Here is a 17248-nt window from a genome sequence, read left to right as displayed (position 1 = left end):
CATAGCCAAGTGAATATCACTAAATTTAGTGAGGGATTTTCTTGAGTCGTCAGCCTGCAGTGTTTACGCTGCACATTTCAGTCCCAATAGCTGTCGGGATCAGTGGTCAGTGATCAGAAAACAGACAAAAGATAACCCATAACCCATAACAGATAACCGATAACTCATAACAGATAACAGAACACAAACTATACGGAGATCCCTCCTCTGTCGGGATGACAAACTGTGTGTCGAAGGCAGCCGACTTCTAACACATAACGGATAATCCATAACACTAAACCGATAACAGACAACTCCTAAGAGATAACCACCCAGTCTGTCACGCTGGAAGCGTCTCCCACAAACCATGAAACACAACGTTTGAATTCAAAATTATCCACCCTGCTTACCCACCAGTCTGTCACGCTGGAAGCGTCTCAAACAAACCATGAAACACATCATTTGGCTTCAAAAATTATCCACAAAAGTTTAACCACCCACTTTGTCACGCTGGAAGCGTCTCAAACAAACCTTAAAACATTTAGTTTGTCACAGAGAACCGCCTCTGCAATTTACTTATTGGAGTTCGATATTACTTCTCGTGTTCGTGCAAACCCTCGAGTCCTCCGAAATAACACGCTGTGTCTCGAACTAACTCACAACAGAGTCCAGTGATCAAAAAACGGTAACTCATAACAGACAACCGATAGCAGACAACCGACAACAGAGAACAGAGAACAGAGAACAGAACTCAAACCATACGGAGATCCCTCCTTTGTCGGGATGACAAACTGTGTATCGACGGCAGCCGACTTCTAACGCATAACGGATAACTCACAACAGTAAACCGATAAAAGACAACTCCTAAAAGATATCCACCCACTTTGTCACGCTGGAAGCGTCTCACACAAACCTTAAAACATCTAGTTTGTCACAAAGAACTGTCTCAGCAATTTGCTTATTGGAGTTTAAGATTGCTTCGCCTGTTCAGGTAAACCCTCGAGTCCTCCGAAATAACACGCTGTGTGTCGAACTAACTCACAACAGATAACAGAAAACCGAAAACTCATAACAGACAACCGATAACACAAACTATACGAAGATTGCTTCGCCTGTTCGGGTAAACCCTCAAATCCTCCGGAATGACAAACTAATAGAAAGGGTTTGTGTTTTTAAAACCGAATTATTAATTTTGATAAAAGCAAAAACCAATGATTGAATATACAGAAGGTATTTATAACTTTTATGTTTATATTTTAACCAATAGAAGTAGAACTGTCTTATACACCGGTGTGACTAATGATCTTAGACGTAGGTTGAAAGAACATAAAGATAAGATTAATCAAAACAGTTTTACGGCTCGTTACAATTTAGATTTTTTGATTTATTATGAACATTTTGGATGGATTCAACTTGCGATTGCTAGAGAAAAAGAAATTAAAGACTTGCGAAGAGAATTGAAACTAGATTTAATAAAAGATTTTAATCCAGAAATGGTATTTTTAAATTCTCAATTTGAGTAGTTCTTCTAATTTCGTTTTGATTCCTTCTGAATGAAAAGCAGGTTGTTGAAGCAAAACTTTTATCCTCACATTTTTCCGAGCAGTTTGTCACGCTGGAAGCGTCTCACACAAACCATGAAACACGATGTTTAACTTCAAAATTATCCACCCAGCTTACCCCTAGTCTGTCACGCTGGAAGCGTCTCAACAAAGGTAGACACTCCACAGGAAACCGTCTCAAAAATAGGTTTGTAGGGATTTGAGATCGCTTCGCCTGTTCAGGTAAACCCTCGAGTCCTCCGCAATAACACGCTGTGTGTCGAACTAACTCACAACAGCGTTCAGTGATCAAAAAAACGGTAGCTCATAACAGAGAACAGAACACAAACTATACGGAGATCCCTCCTTTGTCGGGATGACAAACTGTGTGTCCAAGGCAGCCGACTTCTAACGCATAACGGATAATCCACACTAAACCGATAACAGACAACTCCTAAGAGATAACCACCCAGTTTGTCACGCTGGAAGCGTCTCACAAAAACCTTAAAACATCTAGTTTGTCACAAAGAACTGTCTCAGCAATTTGCTTATTGGAGTTTAAGATTGCTTCGCCTGTTCGGGTAAACCCTCGAGTCCTCCGGAATAACACGCTGTGTGTCGAACTAACTCATAACAGATAACAGAAAACCGATAACTCATAACAGACAACCGATAACAGAGAACAATCAACAGAAAACTGCGTTCAGTGGTCAGTAATCGGATAGAAGTGTTCAGAAAACAGAAAAACCGACAACAGATAACCGATAACAGCAAACCTATTCCAACAACCCCGGATTCCTTCTTTCTAATTCATTATACACACTCTTTACATCCTGAGAAAATTCCTTTTTTAGAATTAAGTTGGCTGTTGGTGTATAAACAAAAATGGTGTCTTTTACTCCAATGAAAGCAGTGTAATTAGTAGTTCCAATCACCATATTGCCATTTTCATCTACTGGATGACCAATGGTAATTAAATAATCATAGACTGATTCAAATGACCCTAAATCAGACCAATCAAAATGCGAGGCCACCACTTTTATTTTTTTAGATCGTTCCATTATAGCATAATCTACACTAATTGAAGGAATGCTAAGTGATAGTGCCAAATCCAAATTTCCGTTGCTGTTATTATCCCAGGCCCGTTTTGATGTTTCATACACTACTGGAGCATAGACTTGCAACTCTTCCAAAAATACCGAAGCTTTAAAACAAAACATACCGCTGTTCCACAGAAAATTTCCTTTGGCGATAAAATCTCGAGCTGATACTTGGTTTGGTTTTTCTCTAAAAGAAAGAACATTATCGCCGTTCCGCTCAATATATCCGTATCCCGTTTCTGGTTTAGTAGGAACAATTCCAAAAGTAACAATCGATCCTTGGGCTGCTTTATCTACTGCTTCCTGAATCGCTTCTTCATAGCGGTCCATTTTTCCAATAATATGATCCGAAGGTGTGACGATCAATATATCATCTGGCTCAGAGGCAAAAGCTGCAAAGGCAATCGCAGCGGCAGTATTCCTAGGCGTAGATTCTATGATGTCTATATAAGATGTATTTGATTTCTCTAATACTTTTTTACTCAAATGACAATTATCGATATTACCAACTACCATTACTTTATCAGCAATATCGCGGTTACGATCGACTGTCATTTCGAACAACGACTTTCCATCAAAAATATCCAAATATTGTTTGGGTTGACTTTTACGTGATAATGGCCACAAACGGCTACCAACACCTCCAGTTAGTATGACATGGGTAACCGAAATTTTATTTTCCATAGTATTCAATATTCTTCTTCTAATGCAAATCTACTGATAAAATCCATTAAGTCATAATTGAGAGTTTGAGAAGTGAGTGAGCAGTGGTCAGGGTACAGTCTAATATCCCCGGAATTTTTTCCATACCACCAATCAAAACGGAAAACCTTATCATTAGCAGTCTTAACCCCGCCCTACTATTTTTATATGTAAAATTACGGCGTGAATTTTAGCGTTGGCAGGCGGGAGTGTGCAGATTATTTCGTCCCTCGGATGACAAAGCATCTGTTAATTTGTAACGTTCATTCTCAAAGTTTGTCACGCTGGAAGCGTCTCACACAAACCAGGAAACACACAGTTTACACTACACCGTTTACCAAGTTGTAATCGTCTTTGCAATTGGCTTATTGGAGCGTGAGATTCCTCCGGAATGACAAACTAGATGTTAATTTGTAACGTTTAACTTCAAAATCACCCACACAAGTTTAACCACCCAGTCTGTCACGCTGGAAGCGTCTCAGCAATTTGATTATTGGAGTTTAAGATCGCTTCGCCTGTTGCGGTAAACCCTCGAGTCCTCCGGAATGACACGCTGTGTGTCGAACTAACTCACAACAGATAACAGAAAACCGACAACCGATAACAGAACTAAAACTATGTGGAGATTGCTTCTCCTGTTCGGGTAAACCCTCGAGTCCTCCTCTGTCGGGATGACAAACTGTGTGTCGAACTAACTCACAACAGATAACGGAAAACCGACAACAGATAACAGATAACAGACAACCGATAACCCATAACTTACAACCTCCCATCAACCTCATCCCCCAAAACCCCTTTCACATCATACAACACACTTTTTGTATTCTGCAATTGTGACAAGTCCAACTTTAAAAATGCGGTATGCGCGACACCCAGAACAATGGCATCAAATTTTTGATTGGGTACTACCGCAATAGTTTTTAATTTATATTCGTGGTATACGGAATCCGGATTAGCCAAAGGATCATAAATCGTAAATGTAATTCCATAATCAGCTAAGGCTGAAATCACATCTACAATTTTAGTATTGCGAACATCAGGACAATTTTCTTTAAAAGTAATTCCTAGCATTAAAAGCGTAGCGCCATTAACCGAAATTCCTTTTTTAATCATCAATTTCACGATTTGAGAAGCAACATAATCCCCCATACTGTCATTCAAGCGTCTGCCCGCTAGAATAATTTCTGGGTGATACCCTAATTCTTGCGCTTTTTGAGCCAAGTAGTAAGGGTCGACACCAATACAATGTCCGCCAACCAGTCCTGGTTTAAAAGGTAGAAAATTCCATTTGGTTCCAGCAGCTTTTAATACTTCTTGAGTATCAATATCCATTAAGTTGAAGATTTTAGCCAACTCATTAACAAACGCTATATTTATATCCCGCTGTGAGTTCTCAATCACTTTAGCAGCTTCGGCTATTTTTATCGAAGGCGCCAAGTAGGTACCTGCGGTAATCACAGACCGGTACAATTGATCTACCTTTTGACCGGTTTCAGCTGTGGAGCCCGCAGTAACTTTCAATATTTTATCAACAGTATGTTCTTTATCTCCAGGATTAATTCGTTCTGGCGAATAGCCCGCAAAAAAATCAACATTAAATCGCAATCCCGAAATTCTTTCTAATACAGGCACACATTCCTCCTCGGTAACTCCGGGATAAACAGTTGACTCATAAATAACAATATCTCCTTTTTTCAAGACCTTAGCAACCGTTTCAGATGATTTATACAAAGGAGTTAAGTCAGGACGGTTATTTTTATCTACTGGCGTAGGAACCGTAACAATGTAATAATTGCAATCTTTGATATCGACAATGTCCGAAGAACAAAACAAACCATTTGCTTCTGAAGGATTCGAAACCAAAACTTGTTTCAGCACCGAATCAGAAACTTCTAAGGTATGATCTATACCGCAACGTAATCCATCAATTCTGCTTTGGTTGATATCAAAACCTACAACAGCATAGTTTGTTGCAAATAAACGTGCCAAAGGCAATCCTACATAACCCAACCCAATAACTGCTATTTTTATTCTAGAACTCATATTTTTTCTATTAGTTGCAACCTATAATTACATTCCAAATTATTACGATTACTTGATCTTCATTTTCAAAACACAACCCAAAGACTCCAAGACTAATATATAATGCGTTTTATTCACTTCCTGAACAACAGCTTCTTGCGTAGAAAACGGCCCCGATTCTAAAGTAATTTTATCTCCAACTTGTATTGCATCTATCGAAATATCATATACATCAGGCGTATCCAACCATTTTTTAATAGTTGCAATCTCTTCATCACGAACAATAGCAGCTTTCCCCAACCAAAACAAATACCGCACCGCCCCCGCTGATTGGAATACTAAATTCCGCTCGGAATCTTCCAACTGCACAAAAATATAGGAGTTAAAAAGAGGTACCGTTACCTTCTTTTTTCGGTCAGACCATTGTCGTACCTGCGTTATCATAGGACAATAACACTCAAGTCCAAACTTTGTTAGTTGCTCCGCTACTTTTTTCTCCCATTTGGGTTTTGTATAGACTACGTACCAGTTCATTTTGTATTTTATTTTCGAATAAAAATCCAGTTCTTATTCCTTTATTTCGAATATTTAATTGATGAAGCTTATTTTTTTTACCACAAATTACACTAATTAGCACTAATCTTATGCATCATTAAGCTGCCCGACTAAGATATCGGTTATATATCCAGAAGTTTAATCAATCATTTATATGTCAGTTCGACTATTTTTATAAAGTAGCGATAGCTTTTTTTTTTACTATCTTATTAGCATCCGTCAGTTCGAATGTTTTAATAAAATAGCGACAGCTTTTTTATTACTATCTAATTAACACACCTCAGTTCGAGTATTTAATAAAATAGCGACAGCTTTTTTATTAAAATACAGCAAAAAACTCACCCGTAGTTATCCTCAACAAACGTTTAATTTGCCTAAATTATATCATATACACACAACACTTTTCACCACTTCGTCTCCCTCTCCTCCCGATAATTATCGGGAGGAGAGGGCCGGGGTGAGGATTTCACGAACCTATCCCCTGATAAATAAACCCAATTTTCTCTAAAACAGCACCCTCTAATACATTTCTACCATCGAAAACAAATGCCGGCTTTTGCATCGAATCATAAATACGCTGCCAGTCGTACTGAGCAAACTCATCCCATTCCGTAAGCACCGCTATGGCATGCGCCTCTTTGCAGGCTTCATAAGGATCTTCAAATGACAGAATTGCATTTGCATTATTCTCTGCTTTTCTAGATTCCAAATAATCCAAATCAGCTAAGATTTTCTTTCTGGAAACCTTAGGATCGTATACCGCAATTTTTGCGTTTTCATTAATCAGATCGTCAGCTACATAAATAGCAGCCGACTCTCTAGTGTCGTTTGTGTCTTTTTTGAAAGCCCAACCTAAGAACGTAATTTTTTTATCAGAAACTGTGTTGTAAAGCGTTTGTACGATATTACTCGAAAAACGTCTTTTTTGATGATCGTTCATGATAATCACCTGTTCCCAATAATCGGCCACTTCATTCAATCCGTAGGATTTAGCGATATAAACCAAATTCAGAATGTCTTTTTGGAAACAAGAACCACCAAAACCTACAGATGCTTTCAGAAATTTTGGCCCTATACGACTATCCATTCCAATGGCTCTGGCAACTTCATTTACATCAGCCCCTGTTTTCTCACAAAGCTCCGACATCGCATTTATAGACGAAATCCTTTGTGCCAAAAACGCATTTGCAGTCAACTTCGACAATTCAGACGACCACACATTAGTAGTCAATATCTTGTCGACCGGCACCCAATTAGCGTAAACATCAACAAGAGTTTGAATCGCTTCTTGACCTTCGGCAGTGGTGTCTCCACCAATCAATATTCGGTCTGGATTTAATAAATCCTGCACCGCAGTTCCCTCCGCCAGAAACTCTGGATTAGATAAAATTTGGAATTGCACCCCATTTCCGGTATTGTCTAGAATACTTTTAATCGCTTCAGCAGTTCGCACCGGAAGCGTCGATTTCTCCACCACTATTTTATCATCCTTGGCAATTTTAGCAATTTGTCTGGCGCATAACTCAATGTATTTCAAGTCGGCTGCCATACCTTTTCCTTTACCGTAAGTTTTGGTAGGAGTATTCACCGAGATAAAAATGATTTGCGCCTCGTCAATTGCTTTTTCAACCTCAGTCGAAAAGAATAAGTTTCTTCCTCTTGCTTCCCCCACAATTGCATCTAGTCCCGGCTCGTAAATTGGAATATTATTTAAATCTTCATCATTCCATGCCGCAATACGCTCTGCATTCAAGTCCACTACTGTAACTTGAATATGCGGGCATTTTTGTGCTATCACTGCCATTGTTGGCCCACCAACATATCCCGCTCCAATGCAACAAATTTTTGTAATTTTCATTTCTTCTATTTTCGGTTTTCGGTTTTCGGTTTTCGGTTTTCGGTTTTCGGTTTTCGGGGTTTTCGGTTTTCGGTTTTCGGTTTTCGGTTTTCGGTTTTCGGTTTTCGGTTTTCGGTTTTCGGTTTTCGGTTTTCGGTTTTCGGTTTTCGGTTTTCGGTTTTCGGTTTTCGGTTTTCGGTTTTCGGTTTTCGGTTTTCGGTTTTCGGTTTTCGGTTTTCGGCACTTCGTGCCTCACTCTCTATAGCAATCAATTCTCAATCGGATAACTCAAATCCAATAACGGATAACAGATAACAGACAACACATAACTAACAACAGACAACTCTCTATTCAAATTTATTCCAATTATTTTCAACATAACGTAAAAATGAAAATAATTTCGCCCCCAAGATATCATACTCTTTTTGAAGCAAAATCAGATCCACTGATAAGTATGGATAAAGTATTATTAATTTTTACAGATGGCAAATTGTTTCTAAATTACTCGCGTGAGAATATGTTAAAAACTTGATAAAATCCATCTTATATCGTTTTCTTCCGTAACCTTCAACAATATTAGTTGCAACAGAATCAGAAGACCTCCTGATTTGGCTCCCTAGTTCGTATAATTCATACTTTGGCAAAGTTAAAGAAAGTCTATGTGTTCTGTAAAACAAAGACAACGCTAAATTGTAAACATCTAAATCTTTATAGCTTTTCATATTTTCGGTTTTCGTGCCTCATTCTCAATCGGATAACAGACAACACATAACCATAACGGATAACTACTAACGGATAACAGATAACTGACAACAGAAAACTACCTCAAATTACCCCAATACCACTCAACCGCTTCTTTCAAACCTTCTTGCAACGAATACCTCGGCTCATAACCCAACAACTCTTTTGCTTTAGCGATACTAGCCAAAGAATGCGGAATATCTCCCGCTCTGTTAGGACCATGCGAAACTTCTACTTCTGCTATTTCAGGATCATATTCCGATAAATATTCTTTTAAATAGTTTACCAAATCATTTAATGTATTTCTATCTCCATAGGCTGTATTATACACCGTATTCACAGCACCTGAATTTTCTGTGGTCATCGCCAATTCATTCATCTGAATGACATTCTCAATATAAGTAAAATCACGGGAATGATTTCCGTCTCCATTGATGGTGATCGTTTCATGATTCATTAATTGCATCACAAACTTCGGAATTACGGCCGCATACGCGCCATTAGGATCCTGCTTCCGACCGAAAACATTAAAATAACGCAATCCTATTGTTTCTAAACCATATGTTTTACTAAAAATATCAGCATAGAGTTCGTTTACATATTTTGTTATCGCATAAGGAGAAAGCGGCTTTCCTATGACATCCTCCACTTTTGGCAACCCCACAGAGTCTCCATAAGTAGAAGAGCTAGCTGCATAAATAAAGCGTTTCACTTTAGCATCTGTAGCTGCTACCAGCATATTCAAAAAACCAGATACATTGACATCATTGGTAGTAACCGGATCATTAATAGATCGCGGCACAGATCCCAAAGCTGCCTGATGCATCACATAATCAATTCCTATTACTGCATTCTGGCAATCAACAGCATCCCGAATATCACCTTCAATCAACTGAAAATTTGGATTATCGATACAGTCTTTCAAATTATGCCTGTGTCCCGTAGCAAAATTATCCAAACAAACTACGCGATGCCCTTTCGATAAAAAATACTCACAAAGATTAGAACCGATAAACCCAGCTCCACCGGTAATTAATATCTTACTTTTTATTCCCTCTTTCATTTATATTAATTTAAAATCCTGCTTTTATTTTTTTCGTTTTACCCTCAATTTTCTTCGAATTACTTCAAATAAGTTTCTTGGCTTATCTTCTTCGTTGTATCCATTGGAGTAGGCACCATAGCCATAGCCGTAACCGTAGCCATAACCGTAACCATAACCCGCACCATATTTAGCCTTGTTTTCAAAACCATTAAAAATAATACTGGCATTGTCTAGTTCCCCACGTTTTACCCTATTGTTTAACAAAGTGATCATTTCTTTTTTAGAAAAATTCTGCCTTACAATATATAGCGTAACATCTGAATATTGAGATAATTCTAAAGCGTCAGAAACCAATCCCACTGGCGGAGTATCTAAAATGATATAATCATAAGTTTTCTTTAATTCCTCAATCAACTCTCCAAAACTATCACTCATTATCAATTCTGAAGGATTAGGAGGGACAGGTCCTGAAAGAATCACATCAAGATAAGGAATCTGAGTGTGATTGATAATATCGTCTACAGTTTTTTGCTTGATTAAATAGTTTACGATTCCAACCTCATTAGACAAATTAAACTCTTCAAATAATTTGGGTTTTCTTAAATCACAACCTATGATAACTGTCTTTTTTTCGCTTAAAGCAAAAACAGTAGCGATATTTATAGAACAGAATGTCTTTCCTTCTCCACTGACTGATGATGTAATCATCAATGTCTTACCACCATCTACATTTTGTTTTTTATACAAATACTGAAGTGAAGAGCGTATCGCTCTAAAAGATTCAGATAATGCAGATTTAGGCCTGTCATAGACCGCCAAATCTGAAGTTTCTTTATTCAAACCTACTACTCCAATCAATGGAATACTTGTAAGTTTCCCTATATCGTCTGTATTTTGAATGGAATTGTTAATAAAGAAAATAAAAAACACAAACAACAAGGGGAACAGAATTCCAAGAAAAAGTGCTAAAACATAATTAGCGGAAGTTCGTGGACCAATTTGGCCGCCACCTACATCTTTTGCTGGATCAATAAAATGAATATCTGATAAATTTGCCGCTTTTACAATATCAGCCTCGCTTCTTTTTTGAAGAAAAGTATTGTAAATATTATCGCTTAAATCATACTTTCTTTTTATTTTTATCAATTCCTGTTGGTCATCTGGAAGTGTTTTAATGGTACTTTCGGTTTGACCAATTTTATTATTAATCAATGCCAGATCATATTGTAACGAAGCTTTAGCCGATGCAATATTTTCTAGCAATACGTTCTTAATCGCCGCCATCTGGTTGTCAAAATCTTTAAATATCTTATCACTTTTTACAGCATAAGCCATTTCGGATCGTTGGCCTGAAAGTGAAATCAATTTAGAAACATTGGTCACCACATTTGGATCGTCAATACCCGCGACTGAGGGAGCAGGAAGTTTTGAGTAATCAACGCTATTCTTTAGATACGACTTTAAGCTATTATAGTAGGATATTTTGCGGGTTACTTCATCTCTTTTGACATCAAATTCGAGCATTTTATCAGAAAACTTAGCTCCACCATCTTCAATATCGTAGATGTTCTTGCCTTGTCTAAATGATTTTAGCTCATTTCCGGTTTCTTTCAACTGCGACTCCATCGCAATTAAGGTACTGTCAATAAAAGCGATTGTATTTGTGGCAAACTGGTTCTTACTGTCGAGCTGTCTTTTGATCAACATTTTTACGGTCGAATTCAGGTATTCTACCATTCGTGCCTTATTCCCGCCTTGCATCCCAAGTGTAATTATGGAACCACCTTTATCATCTGAACGAACATTTATTCCCTTATAAGCCGCAACAGTGCCATCAAAATCACTAAATGAAACGAAATACTCATTGCCTTTATAGAAGCCTGGGTTGTCATTTATTTGTAATTTCCAATTCAGAAACGGTAAAGACACGCGTTCTCCTACTTTATATCGCTTGACGAAATCCCCTGTTGCAACGGCGGTATTATTATATGAATTATCAGAATACGTAATTAATGAGGCATTTTGACTTTCAAAAGGGATTCTAATTTCATAGACACTTTCACTCAAAAAGGTAATCCCGATTAGACTTCCTGCCAGCTGCCCTTTTGTCTTATCGATTTCGACATAAAAAGGAACAGCGCCATAAGCGTCCTCGAGCGCATATTCTCCCTGAACTAAGTAATTGATATAATACTGTAGTTTATCAACCACTAATTCATTATGTGATCTGGACTGTATTGTGGTTGAAATGGTTTGAACCTGGTCAGATGTGCCGCCCCAATTAAAAACAAGACTGGTATTAGAAGTAAACAAAGGATTGCTTTCTTCTTTTACAGAAATAAGTGTCTCCATACTATACACCTTCCCTTTACGAATATTCACCTGATAGGCTATAGTAAAAGTGATGATTAAACTTACTAAAAACCATTTCCAGTAACTCCCGATTTTTATCAAAAACCCTTTAAAGTCAAAACTAAGCTCGTTTTCAAAAATCGAAAAATCTTTTATATCTAACATTTTTTGATTTCTGTTTTAGTTTTTAAATAACAAGAAAAAAGTCGTTGTTGCCAATGATAATACTGTAATAAAAGTTCCCAGCGATTCTATTCCAGTCTTTCCTGTTCCCCAAGTTTTTTGCTTGAGTGGTTTGACATATATATAATCATTAGGCTGTAAATAAAAATAAGGAGAATTCATCACCTTGATATCTGTAAGATCGAGATCGTGCATTTCCACTCCCGTTGGTGATTTTCTAATAATGGTAACGGCCTTTCTGTTTCCTGTAATAGTGATATCTCCCGCGTTTGCAATCGCTTCCATAATAGTCACGTTTTCCTGAAACAAGGTTTTTGTTCCCGTACTCCCTATTTCTCCATTAATGGTGTACTTGAAGCCCGCTAATTTTACAATTACAAAAATATTAGCTTCTTTTTTAAAATAGTCCTCCAGCAATTGCTTTTCGATTCTAACTCTTACTTCATCCAAAGTATAACCAATAACATTTAATTCTCCTAAAACAGGCATTCTAATATTTCCGTGATCATCAACTGTAAAACCATCAAAATACAATCCAGATTCTGATTTCCCAGCTTCTCCCTGATTTGTAGTACTGAAAATAGCAACTAATTTTGGATCAATCGCCTTAATACTAATACTTAGCACATCGTTAGTTTGCAATCGATAGGGCTTAGCAACAACAGCTGAAATGCCAGTTTCTAAATCCGAAGTACTCTTTTTTTGTAAATAAATTAAATCCTGCGTAGGAATACAAGACGTAAACAACATACTTATAATTAGTAACAAATAGAATATATGCTTGCTCATATTTATATTTTATTTAACAAATATAGCTTTTCATTTACTATATCAAAAGTTTAGTTATTTATTAGCGCAATTAATTATTTTTGAAAGACTTTTCGAAAGGAACGCGCTGAAGTATGCTCCTTCCTAAAGTCACTTCATCTGCATATTCTAACTCGTCCCCAACTGCAATTCCGCGTGCAATTGTCGAAATTACAATTTCGGTATCAGCGATCTGCTTATAAATATAAAAATTAGTGGTATCGCCTTCCATTGTTGAGCTTAAAGCAAAAATAACTTCGTTTACACTTCCCGCTTTTACTTTTTCGACCAAGGTACCAATTCGCAACTGACTTGGCCCAACGCCGTCAATTGGCGATATTTTTCCTCCTAAAACATGATAAACTCCTCTAAATTGCCCTGTGTTTTCGATTGCCATGACATCACGTATGTCTTCTACGACGCACACAATCTGATGATTCCGACTTTTATTAGCGCAAATTTCGCAAATCTCACTATCCGAAATATTGTGACAATTTGTACAATACTTAATATCTTCACGCATATTAAGCAATGCCTGAGCTAGAAAACCAGTTTGTTCTTTGGGCTGTTTCAATAAATGCAGCACTAACCGCAAGGCAGTTCTCTTGCCAATTCCTGGCAATTGAGAAATTTCGTTAACCGCTTTTTCTATTAATTTTGATGAAAATTCCATAACTACAAATGTAGTAATTTGTTTATTTCTTTAAATGCTTATTTAAATAATCGCTGTTACAAATTCTTATGCTTTCAAATAAAATAACGGCCAAATAACGGATTAGCTAAAAAATTGGCTTTTGCTTTCTAATGTTCTTGGTGATTGTTTTTTTCAACTCTGTCAACGACAGCTCAGTGGTAGGAATGATTTTCAGAATTGCTTCTTATACCTACGGTCCATTACTAGGATTGTATGGATTCGGTTTATTTATGAAAACAAAAACGGTGAAAGATCAATTTGTACCGCTCATTTGCTTGCTTTCTCCAGCACTAACATTGCTGCTAAGTGAAAATTCAAAAGTATTATTTTTTGGATATGTATTCGATAATGAACTGATTATCATAAACGGACTAATAACCTTCATAGGACTACTACTGATTAGCAAACCCGCAGTAGAAGAAACTCGGTTTTAATTTTGATTTAAACCACGCAAGACAAAAGGTTATAATTGCATTTCGTCTCGGTTTTAAAACGGAGACGAAATCAATATCTTATTAAGTTATTCAGCTACTTAATACCTATTTGTAGTCAATAAAACCAATGTACAAGCTACTTCTGACTTAATGTTATTTAGCTCTAATAGTTGGTACAATTCTGGGTTCTCTGTTCCTGGATTAAAAAGCACCCGTTTTGGTTTCGTTTCAACTATGTAGTTGTAATAATCTTTTTGACGGGTCGGATTTAGATATAAAGTAATTGTGTCAATATTTTTTAAAGGAATCGCTTTAGTATTAATCTTGATACCGGCTACTTCTCCTGCATTTTGTCCAATGGCAAGAACTGAATGTCCTTTATCAACTAACATAGTAATCGCTTTGTATGCATATTTCTCTGGTTTTGTCGATGCACCAAGGACTAAAGTCTTCTTATTTTTCATTATTTTATTATTTTTCTGTAAAAGTACTAAAATACTATAGTCCGTTTTAATATAAATTAATATCTTTCGTTTTCTTATGCTTTATAATTATGATGCGACTCCGTCTATTATAATCTTTTCTTAGTCTAAAAATTGCTTCGAGAGGCACGAACACTAACTAATTTCGAGAAAAACCATGGAACTTTTTATATATTTATTTGCTGCTCTTTTTTCGGTCTTAAATCCCATTGGAACTGTCCCTATATTTGTTGGGCTAACCCAAGATGACAGCAAAAAAGAACGTTCGCGCATATCTTTATGGACAGCTATTAATGTATTTATTATTCTTATCGTATCCTTTTTTATTGGACAATATGTTTTGGTATTTTTCGGAATTAGTATCGATGCGCTTAGAATTGCCGGTGGAATAATTATTGTAAGTTCAGGATTCTCGTTGCTTTCCGGAGAATTTTCTAAGAAAAGAGGTATCACTAAACAAGCAGAATCTGATGCACAAGGCCGAAATGATATTGCTTTAACGCCGCTTGCTATCCCTATGCTTGCTGGTCCTGGATCGATTTCTCTATTAATTGCGTTTTACCAAGAACATCATTCTACAAGTGAAATAATTATTTCTTCGCTAGCCATTCTTGCCATTGCGATTGCCATTTTTATAATTTTAAAAAGTGCTCACTATTTAGCTAAAATACTAGGTGCGTCAGGAATTGTTGCTATATCGAGAATCGTGGGATTTATTGTAATTGCGATTGGAATTCAATATATAGTAAGTGCGATCATCAATATTATCAAAACAAATCTTTTATAACTAAAAAAAAATCTGACTTCGAATATTCTGAGTCAGATTTTTTTTTAGAATTAGTTAATTTTTAGGTAGAAATATTTCTGCCATCATGCATCTGGCGCTTCCACCGCCACAAGCTTCGATAGTATCTAAACTTGAGCTAAGAATCGCAGCATGTTTTTCTAACTGTTCTATTTGCTTTGGCGTTAGACTTTGATGTGCCGCCGAACTCATTACGATATATCTTTTATCATCGGCGCCGCGTACTTCCAGCATGTTTCCAGCAAAATTATTTACTTGTGCTTCTGTGATTGTGATTACTTCTTTATTGTCTTTCTTAAGGTTATCCAGAACCATTTTGCGTTCTTTTTTGTCATCGATACTGTCTGTACAAATAACAGCAAATGTTTCTCCCAAACACATCATAACGTTCGTATGGTAAATCAATTTACGTTCTCCATCTACAGTATGAAAAGCTTCGAAAACAACAGGTGCATAGTCAAAATCCTCACAGAACTCAATAAATAGTTCTTCATCAGCTCGAGAAGACAAGGCGCAATATGCTTTTTCATTCACTCGATCAAGAAGCAAGCTTCCGGTTCCTTCTAAGAAAAAACCATCCTCTTCGGCAGAAGTATAATCTACAATATTTTCGATTTTAAAACCTTTTTCTTCTAAGGTGTCCAAAATTTCCTCACGGCGTTCCTCACGGCGATTCACCGCAAACATTGGATACAGCGCCACATCTCCATTTTCATGAAAAGAAACCCAGTTATTCGGAAAAATACTATCTGGAGTATCTGGATTTAAAGTATCATCGACCACGATTACGTCAACACCCACAGCACGCAATTTTTCGACAAAAACATCAAATTCTTGTTGCGCTTTTGCATTTACTGTTGCTGGTAAAAGTCCCTCAATTACTTTTTGATAATAATTATTAACTGCCGTTTGTTCGTTCATTCTAAACGCCACCGGGCGAATCATCAATATCGAATTTGTAGTTTGTCTCATAATATTTATTTTTTTTTAAAGTTTAAGATTTAAAGATGCGAACTGCTATTAGAAACCTTAAACTTTGAATGTTTTTTTTTAATCTCTAATTAAAGGTAATGTGGAACAGCGTAATAATCCTTCTTGCTTAGAAATCTCCGCATAAGGAATTTCCTCTACTGTAAATCCAGAAGATCGCAACCAGTTATTTAACCGAGTGAAGTTTTTTTCAGAAACCACCACATTCGAATCAATAGAAAACACATTTGAATTCATATTGTACATCTCTTCTCTTGTGACATGAAACAAGTTATCTTTGCCAAAGAGCTTAACAAGGTACATATAATCCGCTTCTTCACGGAACCCCCTTTTGTATATAATTCCTTTATTAGGACCTACCGGTTGAAAACAGCAATCAAGGTGCAACGCATTATCGCGAGCTTCAATTTTAGATTTAACTAAATCGAATTCCTTAACGGTTTTATGAGGAAACAAGTCTTTTATAAACTGCACTCCTTCCTTATTTGTTCTTGCGGTAATATACTCTTTATAATCACTTCCTTTATAAGTACCAATAAAAATATGATCATCCCAAAGCATCACATCTCCGCCTTCGATATGTACTTCTTCAGGAGGACGCACCACTTTTATGGGGTCTATCTGATCAATAATATATTGAATCGCGTCTAATTCTCTTTCACGCTCAGGCAAAATATTCGACTTAATAAAAATGTCGTCAATTACAAAACCGATATCTCTTGTAAATATCTGATTGTAATCAGTCATTAATTCGGGTCTATATATGGTGACATTGTATTTTTGAAGCACTTTATTAAAAACCTCCATTTCGTTTACCATATCACTTTCCAGCGGATAAGTTCCTGCCAATATATGCTCTAACGATTTTGGGTCATAGGCTTCGGCTACCGTTGGCGTTGGTCCATTACTCGCTGCAGTTCCTAGAACCACTGCTCGCAATCTTGAAGTCTCATTCTTAACATTTAATTTTAACATATAG

14 protein-coding genes and 1 pseudogene are annotated in these 17248 nt (G+C 36.8%); 3 read left to right on the top strand and 12 right to left on the bottom strand.

Going from position 1 to position 17248, the window contains the following annotated elements; all coding sequences use genetic code 11:
* The first annotated feature begins 1190 nt into the window (after positions 1-1190).
* Positions 1191-1502, top strand: a complete 312-nt coding sequence (locus E0F98_RS07790; protein ID WP_132110169.1) for a GIY-YIG nuclease family protein — start codon at positions 1191-1193, stop codon at positions 1500-1502.
* A gap of 794 nt (positions 1503-2296) precedes the next feature.
* Here E0F98_RS07790 and E0F98_RS07785 read toward each other — a convergent pair.
* From E0F98_RS07785 to recR, 9 genes are all read right to left on the bottom strand, one after another.
* The gene (locus tag E0F98_RS07785) at positions 2297-3304 is read right to left on the bottom strand and encodes a mannose-1-phosphate guanylyltransferase (protein ID WP_132110167.1); all 1008 of its coding nucleotides are present in this window, start codon (positions 3302-3304) and stop codon (positions 2297-2299) included.
* A gap of 777 nt (positions 3305-4081) precedes the next feature.
* Positions 4082-5365 carry a nucleotide sugar dehydrogenase gene (locus tag E0F98_RS07780; protein ID WP_165929294.1) on the bottom strand — a complete coding sequence of 428 codons (1284 nt, stop codon included), beginning with the start codon at positions 5363-5365 and terminating at the stop codon, positions 4082-4084.
* 48 nt (positions 5366-5413) lie between these two features.
* The gene (locus E0F98_RS07775; RefSeq protein ID WP_132110165.1) at positions 5414-5878 is read right to left on the bottom strand and encodes a UpxY family transcription antiterminator; all 465 of its coding nucleotides are present in this window, start codon (positions 5876-5878) and stop codon (positions 5414-5416) included.
* 487 nt (positions 5879-6365) lie between these two features.
* A complete protein-coding gene (locus E0F98_RS07770; protein ID WP_132110163.1) occupies positions 6366-7757 on the bottom strand; it encodes a UDP-glucose 6-dehydrogenase in 1392 nt (463 codons plus the stop codon).
* A 455-nt stretch (positions 7758-8212) separates the two neighbouring features.
* Positions 8213-8458: a four helix bundle protein gene (locus E0F98_RS07760; RefSeq protein WP_243699209.1), complete on the bottom strand. Its 246-nt coding sequence runs from the start codon at positions 8456-8458 to the stop codon at positions 8213-8215.
* Between the two features lie 98 nt (positions 8459-8556).
* The gene (locus E0F98_RS07755) at positions 8557-9540 is read right to left on the bottom strand and encodes an SDR family oxidoreductase (RefSeq protein ID WP_132110159.1); all 984 of its coding nucleotides are present in this window, start codon (positions 9538-9540) and stop codon (positions 8557-8559) included.
* A 24-nt stretch (positions 9541-9564) separates the two neighbouring features.
* Positions 9565-12039, bottom strand: a complete 2475-nt coding sequence (locus tag E0F98_RS07750) for a polysaccharide biosynthesis tyrosine autokinase (protein WP_132110157.1) — start codon at positions 12037-12039, stop codon at positions 9565-9567.
* A gap of 15 nt (positions 12040-12054) precedes the next feature.
* Positions 12055-12846 carry a polysaccharide biosynthesis/export family protein gene (locus E0F98_RS07745; RefSeq protein WP_132110155.1) on the bottom strand — a complete coding sequence of 264 codons (792 nt, stop codon included), beginning with the start codon at positions 12844-12846 and terminating at the stop codon, positions 12055-12057.
* Positions 12847-12916: 70 nt separating this feature from the next.
* Positions 12917-13537, bottom strand: coding sequence for a recombination mediator RecR (recR, locus tag E0F98_RS07740; RefSeq protein WP_132110153.1), 621 nt, complete (start codon positions 13535-13537; stop codon positions 12917-12919).
* A gap of 113 nt (positions 13538-13650) precedes the next feature.
* Here recR and E0F98_RS07735 point away from each other — a divergent pair.
* A pseudogene (locus E0F98_RS07735) lies at positions 13651-13992 on the top strand (sodium:solute symporter); the annotation flags it as partial.
* 98 nt (positions 13993-14090) lie between these two features.
* On the opposite strand, the gene E0F98_RS07730 reads toward E0F98_RS07735, so the two are convergent.
* Positions 14091-14456 carry a CoA-binding protein gene (locus E0F98_RS07730; protein ID WP_132110151.1) on the bottom strand — a complete coding sequence of 122 codons (366 nt, stop codon included), beginning with the start codon at positions 14454-14456 and terminating at the stop codon, positions 14091-14093.
* Positions 14457-14631: 175 nt separating this feature from the next.
* Between E0F98_RS07730 and E0F98_RS07725 the strand changes: the two genes are divergently transcribed.
* Positions 14632-15261: a MarC family NAAT transporter gene (locus E0F98_RS07725; protein ID WP_132110149.1), complete on the top strand. Its 630-nt coding sequence runs from the start codon at positions 14632-14634 to the stop codon at positions 15259-15261.
* Positions 15262-15315: 54 nt separating this feature from the next.
* On the opposite strand, the gene ctlX is transcribed toward E0F98_RS07725, so the two are convergent.
* Positions 15316-16251 carry a citrulline utilization hydrolase CtlX gene (gene ctlX, locus E0F98_RS07720; RefSeq protein ID WP_132110147.1) on the bottom strand — a complete coding sequence of 312 codons (936 nt, stop codon included), beginning with the start codon at positions 16249-16251 and terminating at the stop codon, positions 15316-15318.
* A gap of 78 nt (positions 16252-16329) precedes the next feature.
* Positions 16330-17244, bottom strand: coding sequence for a dimethylarginine dimethylaminohydrolase family protein (locus tag E0F98_RS07715; protein ID WP_132110145.1), 915 nt, complete (start codon positions 17242-17244; stop codon positions 16330-16332).
* Positions 17245-17248: the final 4 nt, after the last annotated feature.

This window comes from Flavobacterium hiemivividum (assembly GCF_004349145.1).
Taxonomy (GTDB): domain Bacteria; phylum Bacteroidota; class Bacteroidia; order Flavobacteriales; family Flavobacteriaceae; genus Flavobacterium; species Flavobacterium hiemivividum.
Note: the sequence above shows the minus strand (reverse complement) of the source record. Positions and strands in the feature narration are given on the sequence as shown.